Origin of the sequence: Roseomonas mucosa ATCC BAA-692 (assembly GCF_000622225.1) — a bacterium.
Taxonomy (GTDB): domain Bacteria; phylum Pseudomonadota; class Alphaproteobacteria; order Acetobacterales; family Acetobacteraceae; genus Roseomonas; species Roseomonas mucosa.
This window is the reverse complement of record NZ_KK211412.1, coordinates 16,949-36,925: the sequence shown is the minus strand read 5'-3', so window position 1 is coordinate 36,925 and position 19,977 is coordinate 16,949. Positions and strand designations below refer to the sequence as shown.

The 19,977-nt window shown below is 71.7% G+C and carries 21 protein-coding genes; 8 read left to right on the top strand and 13 right to left on the bottom strand.

Going from position 1 to position 19,977, the window contains the following annotated elements:
* The 7 genes from BT98_RS0120440 to BT98_RS0120410 all read left to right on the top strand — a co-directional run bounded on the left by BT98_RS0120440 (position 1) and on the right by BT98_RS0120410 (position 8,332).
* A complete protein-coding gene (locus BT98_RS0120440; RefSeq protein WP_019461971.1) occupies positions 1–648 on the top strand; it encodes an ABC transporter ATP-binding protein in 648 nt (215 codons plus the stop codon).
* Positions 611–1,810, top strand: a complete 1,200-nt coding sequence (locus BT98_RS0120435; protein ID WP_226945996.1) for a Wzz/FepE/Etk N-terminal domain-containing protein — start codon at positions 611–613, stop codon at positions 1,808–1,810. Before BT98_RS0120440 ends, BT98_RS0120435 begins: the two co-directional genes overlap by 38 nt.
* Positions 1,811–1,862: 52 nt before the next feature.
* Positions 1,863–3,641, top strand: coding sequence for a polysaccharide biosynthesis/export family protein (locus BT98_RS0120430; protein WP_226945997.1), 1,779 nt, complete (start codon positions 1,863–1,865; stop codon positions 3,639–3,641).
* A gap of 124 nt (positions 3,642–3,765) precedes the next feature.
* Positions 3,766–5,430, top strand: coding sequence for a DUF2491 family protein (locus tag BT98_RS25465; RefSeq protein WP_147292449.1), 1,665 nt, complete (start codon positions 3,766–3,768; stop codon positions 5,428–5,430).
* Positions 5,431–5,458: 28 nt separating this feature from the next.
* On the top strand, positions 5,459–5,872 hold the full coding sequence (locus tag BT98_RS0120420) for a DUF350 domain-containing protein (RefSeq protein WP_019461967.1): 414 nt from the start codon (positions 5,459–5,461) through the stop codon (positions 5,870–5,872).
* 48 nt (positions 5,873–5,920) lie between these two features.
* Positions 5,921–6,721 carry a hypothetical protein gene (locus tag BT98_RS0120415; protein WP_019461966.1) on the top strand — a complete coding sequence of 267 codons (801 nt, stop codon included), beginning with the start codon at positions 5,921–5,923 and terminating at the stop codon, positions 6,719–6,721.
* Between the two features lie 417 nt (positions 6,722–7,138).
* A complete protein-coding gene (locus BT98_RS0120410) occupies positions 7,139–8,332 on the top strand; it encodes a M20 aminoacylase family protein (RefSeq protein WP_019462802.1) in 1,194 nt (397 codons plus the stop codon).
* A gap of 76 nt (positions 8,333–8,408) precedes the next feature.
* Here BT98_RS0120410 and dmeF read toward each other — a convergent pair whose 3' ends face one another.
* From dmeF to BT98_RS25455, 13 genes are all read right to left on the bottom strand, one after another.
* On the bottom strand, positions 8,409–9,356 hold the full coding sequence (dmeF, locus tag BT98_RS0120405; protein ID WP_019462801.1) for a CDF family Co(II)/Ni(II) efflux transporter DmeF: 948 nt from the start codon (positions 9,354–9,356) through the stop codon (positions 8,409–8,411).
* Positions 9,353–9,631, bottom strand: a complete 279-nt coding sequence (locus tag BT98_RS0120400; protein ID WP_019462800.1) for a metal/formaldehyde-sensitive transcriptional repressor — start codon at positions 9,629–9,631, stop codon at positions 9,353–9,355. The genes dmeF and BT98_RS0120400 overlap by 4 nt, the downstream gene beginning before the upstream one ends.
* 220 nt (positions 9,632–9,851) lie before the next feature.
* Positions 9,852–10,214: a DUF423 domain-containing protein gene (locus BT98_RS0120395; protein WP_019462799.1), complete on the bottom strand. Its 363-nt coding sequence runs from the start codon at positions 10,212–10,214 to the stop codon at positions 9,852–9,854.
* Positions 10,215–10,262: 48 nt separating this feature from the next.
* The gene (locus tag BT98_RS0120390; RefSeq protein WP_037251923.1) at positions 10,263–10,688 is read right to left on the bottom strand and encodes a GNAT family N-acetyltransferase; all 426 of its coding nucleotides are present in this window, start codon (positions 10,686–10,688) and stop codon (positions 10,263–10,265) included.
* 77 nt (positions 10,689–10,765) lie between these two features.
* Positions 10,766–11,215: a GNAT family N-acetyltransferase gene (locus BT98_RS0120385; RefSeq protein WP_019462797.1), complete on the bottom strand. Its 450-nt coding sequence runs from the start codon at positions 11,213–11,215 to the stop codon at positions 10,766–10,768.
* Entirely contained in the window at positions 11,215–11,844 is a 630-nt protein-coding gene (gene tsaB / locus BT98_RS0120380) for a tRNA (adenosine(37)-N6)-threonylcarbamoyltransferase complex dimerization subunit type 1 TsaB (RefSeq protein WP_019462796.1), read from the bottom strand. Before tsaB ends, BT98_RS0120385 begins: the two co-directional genes overlap by 1 nt.
* A 93-nt stretch (positions 11,845–11,937) precedes the next feature.
* Entirely contained in the window at positions 11,938–12,456 is a 519-nt protein-coding gene (locus BT98_RS0120375; RefSeq protein WP_019462795.1) for a DoxX family protein, read from the bottom strand.
* A gap of 57 nt (positions 12,457–12,513) precedes the next feature.
* Positions 12,514–12,978, bottom strand: coding sequence for a redox-sensitive transcriptional activator SoxR (gene soxR / locus BT98_RS25460; protein ID WP_019462794.1), 465 nt, complete (start codon positions 12,976–12,978; stop codon positions 12,514–12,516).
* A 186-nt stretch (positions 12,979–13,164) separates the two neighbouring features.
* Positions 13,165–13,965: an exodeoxyribonuclease III gene (locus BT98_RS0120365; RefSeq protein ID WP_019462793.1), complete on the bottom strand. Its 801-nt coding sequence runs from the start codon at positions 13,963–13,965 to the stop codon at positions 13,165–13,167.
* A gap of 21 nt (positions 13,966–13,986) precedes the next feature.
* Entirely contained in the window at positions 13,987–14,670 is a 684-nt protein-coding gene (locus BT98_RS0120360) for a fumarylacetoacetate hydrolase family protein (protein ID WP_019462792.1), read from the bottom strand.
* 529 nt (positions 14,671–15,199) lie between these two features.
* Entirely contained in the window at positions 15,200–15,997 is a 798-nt protein-coding gene (locus BT98_RS0120355; RefSeq protein ID WP_027297493.1) for a gamma-glutamyl-gamma-aminobutyrate hydrolase family protein, read from the bottom strand.
* Positions 15,998–16,148: 151 nt separating this feature from the next.
* Positions 16,149–16,805 (bottom strand): LolA family protein, encoded by a 657-nt coding sequence (locus BT98_RS0120350; protein ID WP_019462790.1) that lies wholly within the window; start codon positions 16,803–16,805, stop codon positions 16,149–16,151.
* Positions 16,806–16,961: 156 nt separating this feature from the next.
* A complete protein-coding gene (locus BT98_RS25455; RefSeq protein ID WP_019462789.1) occupies positions 16,962–17,831 on the bottom strand; it encodes an SMP-30/gluconolactonase/LRE family protein in 870 nt (289 codons plus the stop codon).
* A 418-nt stretch (positions 17,832–18,249) separates the two neighbouring features.
* Here BT98_RS25455 and BT98_RS0120340 point away from each other — a divergent pair, with 418 nt between their 5' ends.
* Positions 18,250–19,974: a DcaP family trimeric outer membrane transporter gene (locus BT98_RS0120340; RefSeq protein WP_027297492.1), complete on the top strand. Its 1,725-nt coding sequence runs from the start codon at positions 18,250–18,252 to the stop codon at positions 19,972–19,974.
* Positions 19,975–19,977: the final 3 nt, after the last annotated feature.

Below are 19,977 nucleotides of genomic sequence, written 5' to 3'. Positions count from 1 at the left end.
ATGCTGGTGCTGGAAAACGTCTGGAAGGCCTACCACACCCGCGCCGGGGTGAAGCAGGTGCTCCAAGGCGTGAACATGGTGGTCCATCCGGGCGACGCGGTCGGCATCCTCGGCCGCAACGGCGCCGGCAAGTCCACGCTGCTGCGGATCTTCGCGGGCGTGGAGATGCCGACCGTCGGACGGGTCTGGAAGGACATGTCGGTAAGCTGGCCGCTCGCCTCCGGCATCGGCGTGCAGAGCAGCCTCACCGGCGCCGACAACGCTCGCTTCATCGCCCGCATCTACGGCATCCCGGTGCGGCAGGTCCTCGACTACGTGCAGGACTTCGCCGAGCTCGGTCCCTATTTCCACGAACCCGTCCGCACCTATTCCGCCGGCATGATGAGCCGCCTCCTGCTCGGCCTCTCCTTCGCGGTGGACTTCGACTGCTACCTGGTGGACGAGGCCGTGGGCGCCGGCGATGCCCGCTTCGTGGACCGCACGCACCAGGCCATGGAGGAGCGCCTGTCCCGCTCCGCCCTGCTGATGGTCTCCCACAGCCCGGAACAGGTCCGCCTCTTCTGCCGGACGGCCGGCGTGCTCCGCCAGGGCCGCCTGGATTTCTACGAGGATGTCGATGAAGCTATCGCCGCCTATCAGTCCCTTTGACGCGACAGGCGGCCTCGAGGGCAGCAACGTCCTGCCGCCGCTGCCGCGCCGCCGCGGCCGGCTGCAGGCGCTGCTGCACCGCTACCGCATGATCCTGCTGGTCATCGGCCTGCCGATGCTCATCGCCTCCACCTATTTCCTGCTGGTCGCCACGCCGCAGTACCAGAGCGAGGCGCGCTTCCTCGTCCGCACCCGCTCCGGCGGGCCCACCGCCTCCAGCGCCCTCGGCTCGCTGCTGACCTCGGCCGGATTCACCTCCTCCAACGAGGACGCGCTGGCGATCGTGGACTTCATCAAGTCGCGCGACGCGCTGGACGGCGTGCAGCGGACGCTGAACCTCGTGGAGATCTGGCGGCGGCCCGAGGCGGATCTCGTGGCGCGGCTCTGGGACAGCGACCCGCCGGCGGAGCGGCTGCTCAAGTACTACAAGCGCATGGTCAACGTCTCGCATGACAGCTCCTCCGGCACGGTCACGCTCAGCGTGCGCGCCTTCCGGACCGAGGACGCCCAGGCCGTCGCCGAGGCGCTGCTCACCCTCTCCGAAGGGCTCGTGAACAAGCTCGGCGACCGCGCGCGCGAGAACACGCTGAACGTCGCCCGCGCCGAGGTCACCCGCGCCGAGCAGCGGGTGATCGCGGCGCGCGAGGCGGTGACCGATTTCCGCGTCCGCGAGCGTCTCGTCGATCCCGCCAGCGAGGCCAAGGCCAGCCTGGAGATCGTGGCCAAGCTGGAGGCGACGCTGACCCAGGCCCGTGCCGAGCTGATCGAGAAGACCGCCTATCTGCGCCCCGGCAACCCGGAGCTGCGCAACGTGCAGAACCGGATCGACGCGCTGGAGCGCCAGATCGCCATCGAGCGCGCCCGCATCACGGCCGACGGCCGGCAGGCGCTGCCGCAGCAGCTCGCGGGCTATGAGCGCCTGCTGCTGGAGCGGGAATTCGCCGACAAGCAGCTCGCCTCCGCCACCGCCTCGCTGGAGACGGCGCGGGTGGACGCGCAGCGCCAGGCACTCTTCCTGGCCCGCGTGGTGGAGCCGAACATGGCCCAGGAGGCCGAGTATCCGAAGGCCGGATTCATCCTGGGCAGCCTCTTCGCGATCCTTTGCGTGCTCTACGCGATGGGCTGGCTCGTCGTCGCCGGCGTTCGGGAACACGCCTCCTGATCCCCGGGGAGGGGGACAGGTTGGCGTCACTGTTGTTTGGGGGATGCATGAGATGCGTGCGCTGATCCTGGCCGCGGCCCTGCTGGTGCCGCTGTTGCCGACTGCCGCCAAGGCACAGACCCTGCCGCAGATGCTGCAGCAGTCGCAGCAGACGGTGGGGCAGGCCGTGCCCGGGCGGCTGTCGGGCCAGACCGCCAATGGCGGCGGCTCCGACAACTCCCTGGCCCCGTCGCAGATCGACCGCCTGCTCGGCAGCGAGACGCAGATCAACCGCGAGGGCGCCGCCACCGAGGCCGAGGGTGGCGCCAACGCCACCGGCCCCCTGGCGGAGCCCGACCGCTTTCCCGGCCCGACGCGCGCCGTCTTCGGCGCCTCGCTCTTCACCCGGAACTCGCCCAGCGCCATCGACGCGCCGACGCCGAACTACCGCATCGCCCCGGGCGACCGCGTCAGCGTCCGCGTCTGGGGCGCGGTGGAGGCCGAGGCGGTCGGCCAGGTCGATCCCGACGGCAACCTCTTCCTGCCCTCGATCGGCCCGATCCGCATCGCCGGCACCCGCTCGGGCGACCTGCAGAAGGTCGTGGAATCCGAGGTCCGCCGCATCTACACGCAGCAGGTCCAGGTCTATGCCGTGCTGCTGAACGCCAACCGCATCGGCGTCTTCGTCACCGGCTTCGTCCGCACCCCCGGCCGCCACACCGGCTCCGGCGCCGAGACGGTGCTGGACTTCCTGGTGCGCGCCGGCGGCGTCGATCCGGTGCGCGGCTCCTTCCGCGACATCTCCGTCCAGCGCGGCGGCCGCACCGTCGCGAAGATCGACCTCTACGCCTTCCTGCTGCGTGGCCAGCTTCCCGCCATCACCATGCAGGACAACGACACCATCATCGTGGCCAGGCAGGGCGCGCTGGTGGGCGTCAACGGCTCGGTCCGCAACAACTACCTCTTCGAGGTGCCGGGCCGCGCCATGTCGGGTGCCGAGCTGATCGACCTCGCGGCACCCCTGCCGGCGGCCACCAACGTGGTCGTGCGCGGCACCCGCAGCGGCCAGCCCTATGCCCGCTACGTCACCACGGCGCAGCTCCGCAGCCTCTCCCTGAGCGACCAGGACGTGGTGAGCTTCATCACCGACGCCCCGCCGCCCACGGTGCGCGTGAACATCGAGGGCAGCCGCATCGGCCCCTCCGTGCTGATCGCCGAACGCGATGTCGGGCTCTGCCAGCTCCTCGACTACGTGTCGGTGGACCCGCGCCTGGCCGACACCGCCTCGGTCTATCTGCTGCGCCCGCGCATCGCCGCGCAGCAGCAGCGCGCGCTGAACGAATCTCTCGACCGGCTGGAACGGCAGCTCTTCATGTCCACTGCCGCCACCACCGGCGTGGCGGAGATCCGCAACACCGAGGCGCAGCTCGTGCTCGGCTACATCCAGCGCGGCCGGCGCATCAAGCCGGAGGGGCGCCTCGTCGTCTCCGACCGCAACGGCCGCTGCGCCGACGTGCGGCTGGAGGACGGCGATACCATCGTGATCCCCGAGCGCAGCCAGACGGTGATGGTGGCGGGCGAGGTCCTTTCCCCCACCACCGTGGTCTGGCGCGCCGGCATGACGGTGCAGCAGTATATCGACCAGGCCGGCGGCTTCGCCGACCGGGGCGACATCCGCAACATCATGATCCGCAAGGCCAGCGGCGAGATCATCCTCGACCCGGCCGTGGGGCCCAGCCCGGGCGACGAGCTGATCGCCATGCCCCGGCTCGATCCGAAATACTTCCAGATCGGCCGCGACCTGCTCAGCCTGATCTACCAGTCCGCCGTGGCGGCCTACTACTTCCGCTGAGGCTCTCGCCCCTCCGGGGGAGAGGTCCCTGGGCCGGGTGGCGGCGCAACCGCCGCCCGGACCGCCGGGTGACATTTTCGTTGCCTCCTCGCCGCCGGGCGCCCGATCGCCTATGCATGGCGGCATGTCCTGTCTCCGGCAGGTCCGCCCGGGCCTCCTGTCCGCCGCCTTTGCCTGCCTCCTGCTCGCCCTTCCGGCGGCGGAGGCCCTGGCCCGGCCTGGCGCGGCGCGTTCCAGCGGCGGCTATTCGCGCCCCAGCTATTCCGGCGCCGCGCCGCGCACCCCTTCCTTCGGCGGCTACGCGGCCCCCTCCCGCACCCCGTCCAGCGGCGGCTATGCCCGCCCCGATTCGGGCTTCGGCCGCATCCCCGGCATGGGCGGCTCGGCCTCCGACCGCTCCTACAACCGGGAGGCCGCCGGCGACGCCCTGCGCCGGATGCGCGAGCGCGAGGCCAGCCGCCGCATCCCCGCGCCGGTCCCGGCCCCCGGTAGGGCCCCCGGTGGGGCCCCCGGTGGGCCCCCCGTTGGGAACCAGGGCGGCGGCCAAGGGGGTGGCTGGGGGGGCTCCTGGGGCGGCAACTGGAACACCGGCCGCGCCACCGCCCCGCGCGGCACCTATGGCGGCCCCGACTGGTACCGCGACCGGGGCTGGAACCCCGGCGGCGCGGTGCTTTCCGGCCCGCGCGGCTTCGGCATGTGGGACGCCGCCTTCCTCTGGTTCCTGCTCAGCACGCTGAACCGCCCCGGCCATACGGATTTCTTCCGCAACCACCAGGACGACCCCGCCCTGCGCGACTGGCGCGCCCAGGCGGAGCAGGCCGCGCGCAACGACCCGCAGATCCGCGCCCAGCTCGACCAGCTCGACCGCTCCCTGGCGCAGCAGCAGGGCCAGCCGCGCGACCCGGACTACCTGCCCCCCGACGTGCCGCCGGAGGTCGCCACCGCCAACCGCGACGCCGTCACGCCAACGGAGCATCATGGCGCGGGCATCGGCATGGTGCTGGGCGTGGTGGTGGTCGGCGGCGGCCTGCTCGGCGCCCTGGCCATGGCGCGGAACCGGCGGTCCGGCCCAGGGAATGGCAGCAGCGGGGGAGAGGGCGGCATGAACCGGACCGGCACCATGGGCAGCATCGCCAGCGCGGGCGACATGCTGCGCCACAAGATGTCGGGCGAGGGCTATACGCCCGACCGCTACCGCCTCGGCATGACCGTGACGATGGACCCGACGCCCTTCCTCCTGGCCGGCGCCTCGCTCAAGGCGGCGGCGCCGCAAGCCGCGCAGCGCCTGAGCGTCGAGGGCCTCGGCCAGATCGCGGCCGCCGGTGCCGGTGAATCCCTGCTGCGCCTCTACCTCCCCGGCCAGGACTCGCCCATGCTGCAGGTCCACCCCGGCCCCGACGGCACGCCGGAGGAATGCCGCTACTTCACCCTGCTGGACGAGGTCACCCCGGCGGACGAGGCCGAATGGCAGGCCTGGCTCGACCCCCGGGAAGGCATGATCGGCTGGCCGGAATTCCAGACCAGGGATGGCCGACGCTACGCCCGCCTCTGGCAGCCCGGCAGCCAGCCCGTCCCCCCGCGCGAACTCCGCGAAAGCCTGCAAACCACCGCCGGCACCCGCGAGCGCCGGTGCCTCGCCATGCTCTACGCCGCCCCGACCGGCGCCCCCGCCCCCGCGCCGCAGACCGAATACATCCTGGTGCAGAGCGTGGAGGACGGCTCCTCCGCCTGGGTCGAGATCCGCGCCGGCATCGACCTCAACCCCGCCTCGCTCGGCCTCGCCGGCTGACACAGCCATCCCGGAAGGAAAGCCACCCGTGGACGCGATCCTGAACACCCTGGCGGCGGGCATCCCCGTGCTGATCGTGCAGTTCGGCGTGACGCTGCTGCTGCTCGCCGCCGGTGCCGCCGCCTATATCGCGATCACACCCTTCCACGAGGTCGCGCTGATGCGGGCGGGCAACACCGCCGCCGGGGTGGTGCTCGGCGGCACACTGGTCTCGCTCGCCATCCCGCTCGCCGCCACCCTGGCCACCAGCCGGCTCACCATCGACATCCTGGTCTGGGGCCTCGTCGCCCTGGTGATCCAGCTCGTGGTCTTCGCGCTGGTCGCCTGGATCTTCCGGGGCCTGCGCGCGGCGATCGAGACGGGCAACACCGCCGCCGCCATCGCCCTGGTGGGCACCCAGATCGCCGTGGCCCTGCTCAATGCCGGCGCCATGGCCGGCTGAAGCGTTGCCGCACCACCCTCCGCCCCGAAGCCCATTGGGAGAACCGCCATGCTCGCCTTCATCCGCAACCTCGTCGGCGTGAAGACCGACCAGGCCGTCAACAGCGCCATCGAGGCCATCGTGCGCTGGGACCCGAAATCGGCCACCGAGGCCGAGCTCCGCACCATGGAGCAGCATCTCGACCGCCTGGGCATGCAGGTCGCCGAGGCCCGCCAGGCCTATGAGAAGGAGGCCCGCGAGGCCCAGGCCATCCAGCAGCTCTCCGACCAGCGCATGGCCGCCGCCGAGGTCCTCCAGCGCCAGTCCGCCGCCGAGACCGATCCGGCGAGGAAGTCCGGCATCGAGCAGTCCCTCGCCACCCTCCTCAACATGCTGGAGGAAATGGCCCCCGAGGTGGACCGCGAGAAGCAGGACGCGGTGGATGCCAAGGAGTTCGTGGACATGCTCCAGGGCGCCTACGACCAGGCCGGCCAGAAGCTCCGCACGGCGCGCGACGCCCTGAACCGTGCCCAGCGCGACATGACCCGCGCCGGACAGCAGCGCGAGATGGCCGAGCAGCGCGCCGAGGCTGCCCGCCAGGCCGCCGGCCTCTCCGGCGCCACCAGCGGCCTCAGCGTGGCGCTCAAGGCGATGCAGGACGCCGCCGCCCGCGACCTCGCCCAGGCCGAGGCCGCCAGCGCCAAGGCCAAGCTGCTGGCCCCGACAAAGCCGGAGAAGGACGACCCCAACATCGCCGCCGCCATGAACCAGGCCGCCGGCGTCCTGCCCGCTCCCACCAGCCTCGCCGACCGCCTCGACGCCCTGCGCCAGCGCCACGGCACCCAGCCCAGGCTCGGCGGGCCGGGCTGAAGCGGCCTGCCCCTGGGGAAAGGCGCCGCCTTTCCCCAAACCCCTATCCGCCAGGACCCTGCGGGCCCTGGACCCGATGAGTTGGTTCTCCCTGTGGCCGGATCGCGCCGGAGAGCCATGCTCTCCGGCGGGCTGCCGGTGCCGCCCACGCGGACAAGGTGTCTTTACTTCTTTCCGGGAGCCCCGCGTCGCCACCTGCTCCCCGGGATCGGGTTGCAGGCTGACGGCAACCGCACAGAGTCAACTCAGGCCCGGGGTCCGGGGACCGGCTTCGGTCCCCGGCGGAGAGGGGGGCCGGGCGGAGAGGCAGCGCCTCTCCCCCGGGGGTTGGGCAGGACAGAACCGCCAACCCTTCTTGTGCACCGTCCCATACCGCCGTCTCCTGTCACCTGGCCTGCGCCTTGCACGGAAACGCCCATGAACGACGCCCTTCTCGACCGCATCCGCCAGCTCCAGCCGGAGCTGACCGCCATCCGCCGCGACATCCATGCCCATCCCGAGATCGGCATGGACGAGCACCGTACCTCCGCCCTGGTGGCGGCGAAGCTGCGCGAATGGGGATTGGAGGTCACGGAAGGCGTCGGCCGCTTCGGCGTGGTCGGCACGCTGAAGGGCAAGGCGCCGGGGCAGCGTGCCATCGGCCTGCGCGCCGACATGGACGCGCTCTATATCGAGGAACAGACCGGCAAGCCTTATGCCTCCACGAACAAGGGGCTGATGCATGCCTGCGGCCATGACGGCCACACCACGATGCTGCTGGGCGCCGCCCGGTACCTCAGCGAGAACCGCGGCTTCGGCGGTACGGTCCAGTTCATCTTCCAGCCCGCCGAGGAAGGCCGCGGCGGCGCCAAGGCCATGCTGGCCGACGGCCTCTTCGACCGCTTCCCCGTCGATGCCGTCTATGGGTTGCACAACGAGCCCGGCCGCCCGCTCGGCACCTTCATGACCCGCGTCGGCCCCGCCCTCGCGGCCGGCGACCGCTGGACCGTCACCTTCCGCGGCACGGGCGGCCATGGCGGCGCCACGCCGCATCTCTCCACCGATGTCCTCGTGCTGCAGGCGCAGTTCATCCTGGCGCTGCAGACCATCGTCAGCCGCAACGTCGCGGCGGTGGATTCCGCGGTGATCAGCGTCGGCGCCGTGCATGGCGGCTCGCCCGGGGCGCTGAACGTCATGCCCGCCGAGGTCACGCTCGGCGGCACCTGCCGCTCCTATACCAAGGACGTGCGCGACACGATGGAGCGCCGGATGCGCGAGCTCGCCACCGGCCTCGCCGCGTCCTTCCACTGCACGGCGGAGGTCGCCTACAACCGCGGCGGCACCGCCCTGGTGAACCACGCGGAACAGACCGCCATCGCCGTTTCCGCCGCCAGCGCCCTGGTGGGCGCGGGCAAGGTGGACGGCAACGCGCCCCCCGTCACCGGCGGCGAGGATTTCGCCGCCATGCTGGAGGCCCGGCCCGGCGCCTTCGTCTTTATGGGCCAGGGCGCCGGCGGCGCCACCTCCGAGGGCCTGCACACCCCGACCTATGACTTCAACGACGACGCGATCCCCTATGGCGTCGGCTACTGGGTCAGCCTCGTCGCCGAGGAGATGGGCATGGCCTCCTGATCCGCCGCCCCGGGGAAGCCCGCCTTCCCCGGCCTTCCTCCGCCCCGGGGAGGGCCGTGGTTGCCGCCGGGGGAGATCAGGCCCCCCGCGGCCCGGCTGGCTCGACCTCGATCGTCACATGCGACAGCTCATGGATCCGCGCCAGCTTTCCGCGGTAATAGGAGGGTGGCCGTGGCGCCGCCGATGCGATCGACAGGATCGCGCCGTGGTGGCCGGGGCCAAGCTGCCAGACATGCAGATCGGTGATCGTGTCGCCCGGCGCCTGGATCGCGGCACGGATCTCGTCGGGCAACTCCTCCCCGGGCGGCAGGTAGTCTAGCAGGACGCGGCCCGCGTCCCGGATGAGGCTCCAGGACCAGCGGGCGATGACGAGGGCGCCGACGACCCCCATCACCGGGTCGAGCCACAGCCAGCCATAGAGGCTGCCCGCCCCGAGTGCGACGATCGCCAGCACGGATGTCAGCGCATCTGCCAGGACATGCACATAGGCGGCGCGCAGATTGTTGTCGTGGCCATGATGATGATGATCGTGGCCATGGCCATGGCCATGGTGGTGATGCCCGTCCCTCAGCAGCCAGGCGCTCGCGAGGTTCACCGCCAGCCCGATGACGGCCACGGCGATGGCCTGCGGGAAGTCGATCGGAACGGGCGCGTGGAGGCGCAGCACACTTTCCCATCCGATCAGCAGGGCGATCATCGCCAGGACGATAGCGCTCGAAAACCCGGCGAGGTCGCCCAGCTTGCCGGTCCCGAAGGTGAAGCGGCGGTTGCGGGCATTCCTGCGCGCGTAGAAATAGGCCAGGGCCGCGATCAGCATGGCGGCCGCATGGGTGGACATGTGCCAGCCATCGGCGACGAGGGCCATGGAGCCGAAGATCCCGCCGGCGACGATCTCCACCACCATCATGGTGGCGGTAAGGGCGATGACGAACCAGGTGCGCCGTTCGTTGCGGGCATGGCCCTCGCCGAGGAACACATGCTCATGCTCGCCCGCCGCCAGGGCGTGGTCCCGGGGCGCGCTCATTTGAGATAGGTCCTCACGACCTCGATGAGCTCGGCGGCACCTTTGGCGCGCTCAGGGTCCTTGTCGGTGTCTGGGTCCGCGACGTGGTTGCGGATGTGATCCTCCATCACCTCGGCGCTCAGGCCGTGGACGGCTCCCCGCAGCGACGCGACCAGCATGAGCACATCCGCGCAGCCCAGTTCCGCCTCCAGGGCACGCTCGACGGCCTCGACCTGACCCTTGATGCGCCGCACGCGGGCGATCAGCTTGTTCTTGTTCCCGATCGTATGGGTCACGTCCCCTCCAGCATGCCGATAGGGTAGGGGGCTATGCTATCCCATCGGGCAAGCCTCCTGCCAGCCATGATCGGACTGCCGGCGAAGCTTCCCGGACGGGCCGGCGGGGCCTCGGCGCGCCATGAGCCATCGGAGAGGCACGGCCCCGCGGCTCAGCCCCGCCGCCGGCCGGCTCCGGGCGTATCACGGCCCTTGGCGGATCAGGGGGCCGGAGACCGCCTCAGCGGCGCAGCGCCGCCACGACCAGGCAGGCCCAGCCCAGCATCAGCAGCACGCCGCCGGTCGGCGCCACCACGCCGAGGGAGCGCCCCAGCACGGCCACCGACCACACCGCCCCGCAGAACAGCACCGTGCCCACCCCGAAGCCCAGCCCGGCGAGGTTGAGGAAGAGCCCGCCCCGCCGTTCCGCCAGCAGCCCCACCGCCAGCAGGGCGAGCGCGTGCCAGCCCTGCATGGTCAGGGCCTGGGAGAGCAGCCGCGCGCGTTCCGGGGCGGCGGCGAAGGGGGCATGGGCGGCCCAGGCCGAAAGCCCCACCGCCAGGAGTCCCGAAAGCGCGCCGAGCGCGATCCAGATGCGTGCCATGGGAACAGGGCTTAAGCAGATCGCGGCCCCGCCGGGAAGCGGCCGGTCCTACAGCGTCTTGGACAGGAAGATCCGGCTCGTCCCGGGCGGCAGGCAGGCGACCTCGCCGAAGCGGCGCCAGCCATGGCGCTCGTAGAAGCCCGGCGCCTGGAAGCTGATCGTGTAGAGCACGGCCGCCACGCAGCCGCGCCGACGCCCCTCCGCCTCGAAGGCCTGCAGGATCGCGCTGCCCAGCCCCGCGCCCCGGCATTCCGGCGGCAGGTAGAAGAGGTCCAGGAAGAGCAGCCCCAGCGACGACCGCCCCGTCGCCCCGCCCAGGATGGCACCGGTCCCGGGGTCGCGCGCCACAACGGCGACCGGCTGCCGGTCCGCCTGGCCGGTGACCGCATCGTTGAAGGCGTTCAGCCCGCCGCCGATCACGGCCTCCATTTCCGGGGTGATCGTGTCGGTGACAAGAAGCCGGGGGAACGTCACATCCGTCGCTTTCTGGCCATGGGCGGCAACGGCGTAGCCGATCGCCTGGAACGCATCAAGAACGCAGGGTCGGCCCTTTACGCCCCGCCCGTCAGGTCCAGCCGCAGCACCAGCGCGTCCGACCCGTCGGCATAGTACCGCCTGCGCCGCCCGACCTCGGTGCAGCCCGCCCCGGCATAGAGCGCCCGCGCCGCCGCGTTCCGCTCCGACACCTCCAGGAACAGCGCCTCCGCCCCGCGCGCCGCGGCCGCCATGGCGGCCGCGCCCAGCAGCGCCGCGCCCACGCCCTCGCGCCGCCGTTCCGGCCGCACGGCAAGGGTCAGGATCTCGGCCTCCCCCACCATGGCCCGCGCCAGAACGAAGCCGGCCTCGCCGCTCTCGTCCCCGGCCAGGATGCCGAAACTGTCGCGCGCCTCCAGCATCGAGCGGATCGCCACCTCGCCCCAGCGCTCGGCGGGCGGAAAGGCCGAGGCATGCAGCACCGCCAGCCGCGCCGCCTCCTCCACCCCCACGTCGCGCAGCCGCATCAGCCCCGCACCGCCGGCGGTTCCAGGTAAAGCGGCTCCGCCTCGCGCGGCGGCAACTCGCCCCGCAGGCATTGCGCCGCCACCACCGCCACGCCTTCCGGCTCCGGCAGGCGCAACGCCGTCAGCCGCACATCCGCTCCCCTCGCCCGCAGGGCTTCCGCCGCCGCTTCCGCCGCATCGCCCGCCAGCAGCACCGGCCCCATGGGGCGCGGCAGGTCCGCGGCGGCGAAGACCGCCGGCACCGCATCCGGCCGCTCCAGCGCGATCCGCCCGCGCTTGGTGTCCACCGCCACCCAGAGCGCCTGTCCGTCCCGTTCGCTCTCCGGCAGGCTGGCGGCGAAGGCCTCGCCCAGCGTCACTCCCAGGCACGGCACTCCCCAGCCCAGCGCGAAGCCCCGCGCCAGCGCGATCGCCGCCCGCAGCCCGGTGAAGCCGCCCGGCCCCACCGTCACCGCCACGGCGTCGCAGGCCCCGCCGCCGGCCTCCGCCAGCACCTCCCGCGCCAGGGCGGGCAGCAGCGAGGCATGGCCGCGCGGCCCGTTCTGCACCCGCCGGGCCAGCACGCGCCCATCCTCCCGGACCAGGGCGGAACACCGCGCCAGCGCGCCATCGAGGGCGAGGACTCTCATCGGAAGATCCGGAGCGGAAGAGGGCAGGGGAGCGGCGGCATCATGGCGCCGCCTTATAGGCGATTTCCCGGCTTCTGCCGCCCGCCTCGCGCCTCACCAGCCATGCCGGGGCCGCCGCTCCAGCATGGCCGCCAGCATCAGCCCGCCGACCAGCGAGACATGCTCCAGCGCCACCGTCAGGTCGCGGAAGGCCTCCTCACCCGACTTCGCCCAGAAGGGATGCGCGACGGGAATGGTCAGCAGGGTGAAGACCGCCAGCGCCCCCGCGGCGAGCCAGACCTGGCGGTTGAGGATGATCAGCGCCGAGGCGCCGATCTGCAGCAGCAGCACCGCCAGGTTCACCGCCCAGCCGGGATGCAGGCCGAACCCTTCCATCAGCGCGGCGCTGGCCCGGAAGTCCAGCAGCTTCGCCAGCCCGCTGCTCCAGAACACCAGGGTCAGCAGCAGACGCGCCACCCATCCGAAGTCCCGCGCATCCAGCAGCCCGGCCACGAACCAGGGCATCGTCCGGCCCGCGCGGGCCGGCGCCGGGCGCGGCGCGGCGGGCAGGCTTCGTTCCACCGGATGCACCGTCCCCTCCCGGACGATCCCCTTCCCTTCGAATCCTGGCATGGCCGGCTCCCTCTGCTTGTGCCGGCATCCCGTCTAGAACCTTAACCATGGTTGAGGTCAATCCCCCTCCCGCTCTCCCTCAGGGGCGTCTTCCCCGTCGCCCAGCAGGAATCGCGGCCCCGCCCCCTGCGCGCCCAGCCGGTCCCCCGGATTGCGGAGCGGGCATTCCGCCAGCGACAGGCATCCGCAGCCGATGCACCGGGTCAACTGGTCGCGCAGCTGCACCAGACCGTCGATCCGCGCCTGCAGCATGGCCCGCCAGGCGGCGCTGAAACGCGCCCAGTCCGCCGCATTGGGCATATGGTCGTGCGGCAGGTCCGCCAGCGCCGCACGGATCGTGGCGAGCGGAATCCCCGCCCGCTGCGCGATGCGGATGATGGCGATCCGCCGCAGCACCGCCCTGGGATAGCGCCGCTGGTTGCCCTCGCTGCGCCAGCCCTCGATCAGCCCCTTGGATTCGTAGAAATGCACGGTGGAGACGGCGATCCCGCTGCGCCGCGCCACCTCGCCGACCCCCAGCACGGCGGGCTGCCCGCCCCGCGTGGCGCCCGGTTCATGCCGCGGTCCACCCCCGGGCCCCTCCGCCGGGCCGTCCCTCCGGGAAGGCGCGGAACCCCGTCGCCGGTCCTCGTCCATGATCCGGCTGATACCCTCTCCGTGCGCCACGGGCGAGGGGAGGGGGGACCGGAGCCGCCCCTCCTCAGCCCCTCAGAGATCCAGCTCCACCAGCACCGGCACATGGTCCGAGCACTGCGCCCAGTTCCGCGCCGGCTTCAGCACGGTGTGTGAGCGCAGCTTTCCCGCCAGGTCCTGGCTGACCCAGACATGGTCCAGCCGGCGTCCGCGATTCGCGGCCTCCCAGTCGCGCGCGCGATAGGACCACCACGTGTAGAGCTTCTCCTCCGGCGGCACGAAATGCCGCAGCGCATCGTGCCACTCGCCCGCCCGCTGCCAGCCGGCCATCGCCTCGACCTCGACCGGCGTGTGCGAGACGACGCCCAGCATCTGCCGGTGCGACCAGACATCGTGCTCCAGCGGCGCGATGTTCAGGTCGCCCACCAGCACCGCCCGCTTCGCCGCGCCGCGCCCGGCGGTCCAGGCGGTGATCTCCCCGATGAAGTCCAGCTTGTGCGCGAATTTCGGGTTGGCCTCGCGGTCCGGCGTGTCGCCGCCGGCGGGCACGTAGAAATTGTGCAGCTCGACCGCCCCGCCCTCGGCTTCCACATCCACGCCCAGATGCCGGCAGTCGTCGCGCGAGCACCAGTCGGGCTCGCCCTCCCGCAACCGCAGGGGGCGGCGCGACAGCACCGCCACACCGTTGTAGCCCTTCATGCCGCGGATCAGCCGGTGGCCGAAGCCCAGCGCCTCCACCGCCTCATGCGGGAAATGCTCGTCCGGCGACTTCGTCTCCTGCAGGCAGAGCACATCCGGCTCCAGCGCATCGACGAGCTGACTCAGCAGCGGCGCCCGCAGGCGCACGCTGTTGATGTTCCAGGTGACGATCCTCAAGGCAGATCCAGTACCGTCCGCTCAGACGATGACCGTGCGCACCGTGCCGACGCCCTCGATCGAGCCCTCCAGCACATCGCCCTTCGCCACGGCGGCAACACCCTCGGGCGTGCCGGTCATGATCAGGTCGCCGGGGGCGAGCTCCACCAGCCGCGACAGGTTGGCGATGACCTCGGGCACCGACCAGATCATCTGGCCGAGATCGGAGACCTGCCGCGTCTGCCCGTTCACCTTCAGCTCGATGCGCCCGCGCCCGGGGTCGATCCCCTGCGCCGGCACCAGCCCGCCCATCGGCGCGGAATGGTCGAAGCCCTTGCCCATGTCCCAGGGCCGGCCGGTCTTCTTGGCGGCGTTCTGCAGGTCGCGCCGGGTCATATCCAGCCCCGCGCAATAGCCCCAGACATGCGTCAGCGCATCGCTCTCGGCGATGTCCCGGCCGCCGGTGCCGATGGCCACCACCAGCTCCATCTCGTGGTGCAGGTCCTTGGTCGCGGGCGGGTAGGGCATGTCCGCGCCGCCCACCAGCACCGCATCGGCAGGCTTGGTGAAGTAGAAGGGCGGCTCGCGGTCGGGGTCGGACCCCATCTCCCTTGCATGCTCCGCATAGTTCCGGCCGACGCAGAAGATCCGGCGCACCGGAAAGGACCCGCCGCCGCGAACCGGGAGGCTGGGCTGGGCGGGCGGAGCAATGACGAAATCGGACATCAACGGGCGGGCTCCTGCGAGAGCGGAGGGTCGGGAAGGCGTCAGCTTAGAGCAGATCGCCGGAAGACGGCATCGTCCGGACGCGAGAATCTGCCCTTCGAACGAAGGGCCTGGAGTATCCACGGAAAGGGATGAAAAGTGCCGGCCCCCGCTCCAGGCCGGGCCGGAAGCCATTCGTGGCCATCGTCCGCACGTGCGAAGACATCCCGCAGGCGCAGGACGTCGTTCTTCTCCCCCGGGGGGAGAGTGGCGCCCGGCCAAGGGGGGGAGGCCGGGCGCCGTTACTCTAGACGACTACCGATCGGAGTCTTGGTCGGGCGAGCCGGTAGGGGGAACCAGCTGCCGCTGGCGCGAGTAGGCGCCAGCAGCCACACTCTAGCGCCTTTCAGGCCATGAATGCAAAAGGAGTTTCTGACTCACGCGTCCCCCGCAGGGCTCGCGTTCCGCCGCGCGCCTTGCCCGGCCGGCCAATCCCGCTGGGCGGTCCCATGGCCTTCCCCAATATTCTTGCCACGGGGGCGCGAGGCCGTCACTCCGCCGCCAGCAGCCGCCCCCGCGACTCGCGCTGCCGCCGATAGGCCACGGCTGCCGCCCCGAAGGACTCGAAGAGCCGCCGGCTCAGCGCATCCTCCCGCCAGTCATATTCCGGATGCCACTGCACGCCATAGGCAAAGCCCGCCGCCTCGCGCACTCGTGCCGCCTCCACCGTGCCGTCCGGCGCCCAGCCCTCCGCCACCAGCTCCGGCGCCAGCTTCGCAACGCCCTGGTTGTGAAGGGAATTCACCGGAACAGCGGCGAGCGGCGCCGCCAGCCCCTCCCAGATCCGCGCCAGCTCCGAACCGGGCGCCACCCGCACCGCATGCGCCTTGCCCGTTCGCACCCCGGGCAGCGCCTGGTCCGCCGGCGTGGAGTGGTCCATGCGCCCCGGCAGGTCCTGGATACGCTGGTCCAGCGTGCCACCCATGGCGACGTTCAGCTCCTGAAAGCCGCGGCAGATCGCCAGCAGCGGCACGCCCCGCGCCAGCGCCCCGCGGATCAGCGGCAGGGTCGTGGAGTCGCGGTGGACGTCCTCCGGCGTCCCCTCGCAATGCGCCGGCCCGCCATAGAGGTCCGGGCAGACGTTGGAGCGCGATCCGGTCAGCAGGATTCCGTCCAGGTGCTGCAGGATCTCCAGCCCCGCCGCCTCGCCCGAGGCCGGGATCAGCACGGGCGCTCCGCCCACCGGCCCCAGCACCACCTCCGGATAATGCGCGGAGGCGGCATGGTTGGGCATGGCGAAGACGCCGAAGGCCTTCACGCAGCAGGAGATGCCGATCAGCGGGCGCATGGGGTCTCCTCGACATGATCTGCCTGGCCGCCCAGGCGATGATGAACCCAGCGGCGACGGCCGGGCCGCCAGCCCCGGCGGCGCAGGGCGGCATCCCGCGATCCTGCCACCGGATGGGCCGGAGAGAACCAAGCAAACGTCATGCCTGCCATCATCGGCGCCGCATCTGCTCCTTTTCCAGGAACTGCGGGTCGTTGAACTCGAACAGCGACGAATCGAACCGGCCGCCGGTCTCGATCTGCGATAGCGTCACCCGGGTCTCGTGCCGCTGCGCGTCCACCACCACCCATTGCCGCAGCTCCATCGGCTGCTCCGCCAGCACCAGCGTCAGCGTCCCCTCGGCCGGGGAACGGCTGGAATAGAGCGTGACCCGCAGGAAGCCGCCGGACCGCTCCACCCGCGTCACCGTCACATCCCCCGACAGCCTCAGGTCGGCGCGCAGCAGGAAGGCGAGCGGCGTGGCCGAGGTCGGCACCACCGTCGGCTGCCCCAGCTCCCGGTCGAACTGCATGAACTGCCCATGGCTCGCCACCAGCAGCAGCGGCTCGGGCGGGTCGTAGTCGAAGCGCATCCGCCCCGGCCGCCAGATCCAGGCCGTGCCCTCCGCACTCGCCCCATTCCACGCGACCTGCAGGAACCGCGCCTTCAGCGTGGTCATGGCGTTGAAATAGGCCTCGACCCGGCGGAGATCCGCCTGGTCCCGCGCGGACAGCGCCGCGCCCTGGGCCAGGGCGGGCCGGATCAGGCCCGGCACCAGCGGCGCGGCAAGGAGGAGAGGGGCGGAGAGCAGCAGGCGACGTCGCGACATCCCCCGCATGTGGCGGAAGAAGCGCGGCGGAAAAAGGGCCCCGCCGTGACACCGATGCGTCACATGCGGCGGACGCAGGGCTCGGTGCGACCACTGGCCGCGTCGCGCCGTCCCCGACGGCCAGCCGCCGGGGGGGGCCTTGGCGCCAGGGAAGGCTCAGTCGGCGAAGAGGCCCACCGGCGTCCCCGCCACGCCGAGCCCCTCGATCTCCAGCAGGCTGCCCTCGACCGGCCCGTCCCCGTCCTTGCGCAGGCTGGTGACGTAGAGCGTCCGCAGGCCGGGGCCGCCGAAGCAGGGCATGGTCGGCGATTTCACCGGCAGCTCGATGCTCCGGTCCAGCGTCCCGTCCGGCAGCCAGCGGTTCAGCACCCCGGCCGAGACGCCCGCGGACCAGTAGCCGCCCTCGGCATCCACCGCCGCGCCATCCGGCCGCCCGGTCTCGTTGGCCACATGCGCGACCTCCCGCGCCGGGCCGACCCGCCCCGTTTCCGGATCGTAGTCGCTGATCCAGATCCGCGCCTGCCGGCTGTCGGAATGCCACAGGGTCCGCCCGTCCGGGCTCCAGGCCAGTCCGTTGGACACGATCAGGCCCTCGCGCAGCCTCTGGTGGCTGCGGTCGGCCGCGACCGAATGCAGCGCCGCCCCCGCCACCTTGTCCGGCGTGTCGTCCATCGAGCCCACGAGGAAACGCCCCTCCGGGCTGGTCTTGCCGTCATTCAGCCGGTTGCGGGGATGGTTGGGCTCGACATCGGCCAGCAGCTCCAGCCCGCCGCTCTCGGGGTCGAGGACATGCACCCCGTTGCGCAGCGAGACGAGCACCCGCCCCGAACGGCACAGCCCCATGGAGCCCACGTCGGAGGGCATGGTCCAGCTCTCGATCTTCTGCCGGCGCGGGTCGGTGCGGTGGATGGCCGGGCGCTGGATGTCCACCCACCAGAGATGCCCCGTCCGCGCATCCCAGACCGGGCTCTCGCCCGTGGTGGTGGCCGGCGGCACATCCAGGATGCGGATCTTCGGTTCGTTCATGGCGGTGGCCTCCCTGTCCCCGGCGCGGCGGCTCGATATCTCGTGATGTTAACACGCGAGCCTCCGGAATCCTGCCAGGATGCGCCGGCGACGTGCCGATGCGAAGGTGCCGCATCCGGGTTCCCGGTTGCGATGGCCACGCGACACCGGATCATCGGCCATCCGCGCGCCATGTTGGTTTCGGGGGAAACACAATCGGCGAGGGGGAAAAGTTGCATTCACGATCTTGTGAGAAAAGGCATGAGTTCCGGCTCCTTCCGGGGCGGCGTATGCCATTCGGGCTAGGGGGATAACGATGCACGCGAACGTAGATTCCACGCCAAACCGTCGATCCGGTAGTGAGGATACTAATCATGTCCGGGGTCTTGCTTTCACTTCGCTCGCCGCATGCCGGACGGGCCAAGTTACGCCACCGGCCATGACGGGCGCGCGGACGGGATCACCGTCCCGGACCGGCCTGCGCTTCCTCCTGCTGGCCGGCTGCGCCGTCTCCCTCCTCGCCGCCGTTCCGGCCCGAGCCCAGTCGATCGAGGACCTGAAGGCGCAGCTCAACCTCCTGCAACGCCGCATCGAGCAACTCGAGCAGGAGCAGCGCCGCTCCGCCCGCCGTGATGCCGAGCAGCGCCAGGCCGCCCGCCGCAGCCAGGCCCAGCCCCCGGTCGCGGCCGCCTCCGGCCCCGCCCCCTCCGGTGCGCCCCCCTCGCAGCAGGCCCAGGGCCTGGGCCGGCCCCCGGTCGCCACCGGTTCGATCCAGTCCCAGCAGTCCCAGGGGCTGGCGCAGACCACGAACCAGGCCCCGCCCCAGGTGGCCTCCGCCCTGCCCGTCCAGGCGGAGCAGAACAACGACCCGCTGGCGCAGTGGCGCGGCTCCTTCCCCGGCTCCTTCCGGGTCCCGGGCACCGACACCTCGGTCCGCCTCTACGGCTTCGCCAAGCTGAACATGTCCGGCGACTTCGGGCCGCGGAACCGCTCCGACACCACGACCGGTTCCTCCATCCCGCTGTCCCACGGCGCCAATGGCGCCCGCTCCGAAGGCGACTTCCAGGCCAGTGCCCGCCGCTCGCGCATCGGCATCGAGACGCGCACGCCCTTCAGCGAGGCCTTTGGCGAGGTCCGCACCCAGGTCGAGGCGGACTTCGCGGGCCAGAACACCGACCTGACCACCCAGGCCACCAGCAACGCCTACACGCCGCGCCTGCGCCAGGCCTTCGCCGAATTCGGCCAGTTCCAGCCCGGCGGCTGGGGCACCGTGCTGGTCGGCCAGTCCAACTCGCTCTTCTCCGAAGGCCCGCTGCTGCCGCTGCAATGGCTGAACGACTGGACGGCGCTCGGCATCGGCAGCGTCCGCCAGGCCCAGCTCCGCTACACCCACCGCTTCGCCAGCGGCTTCAACATCTCGGCCGCCATCGAGAACAGCTACAGCGACGTCACCTCCGCCACGGGCACCAGCTATCCCGACAGCAACGGCGGCGCCGGCTTCGGCATGAGCCACGTGCCCGACTTCACGCTGCAGGCCCTCTACCAGGGCGACTGGGGCTTCGCCGCCCTGCGCGGCGTGGTGCGCGAGGTCCGCATCAGCAACGAGGGCGCCACCAACCGCGCGCAACGCTACAGCGACAGCGATGTGGGCTTCGGCATCGGTGCCACCGGCGCGGTCAACCTGTTCGACAAGCGCCTGATCCTCGCCACCAGCCTCAACTACGGCAAGGGCCTCGGCCGCTACCTCGACGGCACCTCCGCCGGCTACAGCGCCGTGACGAACTATGGCCTTTCCGCCTCCCAGGGCGGCGGCAACGAGATCGACATGGTCGAGATCATGGCCGCGATGGTCGGCGCCCAGTACAAGTGGACCGACTCCCTCCGCTCCAATGTCAGCCTGCACGGCGTGCGCCTGAACTACCCGAGCTACGTCCGCTACTTCTCGGGCTGCGAAGGCACCTCCGCCACCTCCAGCGCGGTCTGCGACGGCGTGAACCGGGACATCTGGGCCACGGCGGTGAACCTGATCTGGAGCCCGGTGAAGCCGATCGACCTCGGCATCGAGTACACCCATGTCGAGCGCACGCTGCAGCAGCAGGACATCTATGGCGCGCGAGGCGGCAAGGCCGACCGCATCCAGGCCTCCGCCATCGTCCGCTTCTGACGC

Coding starts and splice junctions, on each gene's coding strand:
- BT98_RS0120440 (WP_019461971.1), top strand. CDS start 1: ATGCTGGTGCTGGAAAACGTCTGGAAGGCCTACCACACCCGCGCCGGG.
- BT98_RS0120435 (WP_226945996.1), top strand. CDS start 611: ATGTCGATGAAGCTATCGCCGCCTATCAGTCCCTTTGACGCGACAGGC.
- BT98_RS0120430 (WP_226945997.1), top strand. CDS start 1,863: ATGCGTGCGCTGATCCTGGCCGCGGCCCTGCTGGTGCCGCTGTTGCCG.
- BT98_RS25465 (WP_147292449.1), top strand. CDS start 3,766: ATGTCCTGTCTCCGGCAGGTCCGCCCGGGCCTCCTGTCCGCCGCCTTT.
- BT98_RS0120415 (WP_019461966.1), top strand. CDS start 5,921: ATGCTCGCCTTCATCCGCAACCTCGTCGGCGTGAAGACCGACCAGGCC.
- BT98_RS0120410 (WP_019462802.1), top strand. CDS start 7,139: ATGAACGACGCCCTTCTCGACCGCATCCGCCAGCTCCAGCCGGAGCTG.
- dmeF (WP_019462801.1), bottom strand. CDS start 9,356: ATGAGCGCGCCCCGGGACCACGCCCTGGCGGCGGGCGAGCATGAGCAT.
- BT98_RS0120395 (WP_019462799.1), bottom strand. CDS start 10,214: ATGGCACGCATCTGGATCGCGCTCGGCGCGCTTTCGGGACTCCTGGCG.
- BT98_RS0120385 (WP_019462797.1), bottom strand. CDS start 11,215: ATGCGGCTGCGCGACGTGGGGGTGGAGGAGGCGGCGCGGCTGGCGGTG.
- tsaB (WP_019462796.1), bottom strand. CDS start 11,844: ATGAGAGTCCTCGCCCTCGATGGCGCGCTGGCGCGGTGTTCCGCCCTG.
- BT98_RS0120375 (WP_019462795.1), bottom strand. CDS start 12,456: ATGCCAGGATTCGAAGGGAAGGGGATCGTCCGGGAGGGGACGGTGCAT.
- BT98_RS0120360 (WP_019462792.1), bottom strand. CDS start 14,670: ATGTCCGATTTCGTCATTGCTCCGCCCGCCCAGCCCAGCCTCCCGGTT.
- BT98_RS0120355 (WP_027297493.1), bottom strand. CDS start 15,997: ATGCGCCCGCTGATCGGCATCTCCTGCTGCGTGAAGGCCTTCGGCGTC.
- BT98_RS0120350 (WP_019462790.1), bottom strand. CDS start 16,805: ATGTCGCGACGTCGCCTGCTGCTCTCCGCCCCTCTCCTCCTTGCCGCG.
- BT98_RS25455 (WP_019462789.1), bottom strand. CDS start 17,831: ATGAACGAACCGAAGATCCGCATCCTGGATGTGCCGCCGGCCACCACC.
- BT98_RS0120340 (WP_027297492.1), top strand. CDS start 18,250: ATGACGGGCGCGCGGACGGGATCACCGTCCCGGACCGGCCTGCGCTTC.